1 protein-coding gene is annotated in these 641 nt (G+C 46.6%); it reads right to left on the bottom strand.

Going from position 1 to position 641, the window contains the following annotated elements; genetic code table 11:
• The coding region (locus R2R28_RS29115) for a PorP/SprF family type IX secretion system membrane protein (protein ID WP_316829175.1) at positions 1-641 on the bottom strand (641 nt) is incomplete at both ends.

Raw genomic sequence — 641 nt, 5'->3', positions numbered from 1 at the left:
TCATGCGTGCCGCCGCTGTAACCCTGTAACGGGCCAATGGAGAAGTCGTATCCGTAACCAATCCTGATTTTCTCTGATGGAAAAAGCTGGATCGCGGCAACTGCTGAGTTACGCGGCGTTAGGTCGCGCTGTAGATAGCTTTTATCATACAGTTTTACTCCGGTACGGTACGAACCACCTACCCATAAAAAATCTTTGATCAGTAAAAATGCGTTAACATCTAAACTGGTGGGGCCGCCACGGTCGTCTTTTAAAAGGAAAGAAGGTTTGATCTGAAAATCTTCGTTAAGCGGAAACAATGCTCCTGCTGTTAAATAATAATGTGGTTTTGGCTGTGGGATAAAGGCATAACGGTCGATATTGATATAAGTGGCAATCAGGTTATCAACCGAGAAACCGGCATAATACCTATCATTGGCAAAGTAAACCCCTGCCCTGGCATCGGGTACAATGGTACTCTGCACACCTACAGGCTGGTTAGGTTCAGGGTTGTTGGGGTTTAGCATGGAACCGTCGATCCCCAGCTGCACCATCCCTATACCTAAGCCTAGGGCCAACCTCGAGCTACCATCATCATTCATCCTGATGCGGTAAGCATAATTACCATAAATGCTCAGGTTGGTTTGTGCACCCAGTTTATC

Source organism: Pedobacter miscanthi, from assembly GCF_032678605.1.
GTDB classification, from domain to species: Bacteria; Bacteroidota; Bacteroidia; order Sphingobacteriales; family Sphingobacteriaceae; genus Pedobacter; species Pedobacter miscanthi_A.
Note: the sequence above shows the minus strand (reverse complement) of the source record. Positions and strands in the feature narration are given on the sequence as shown.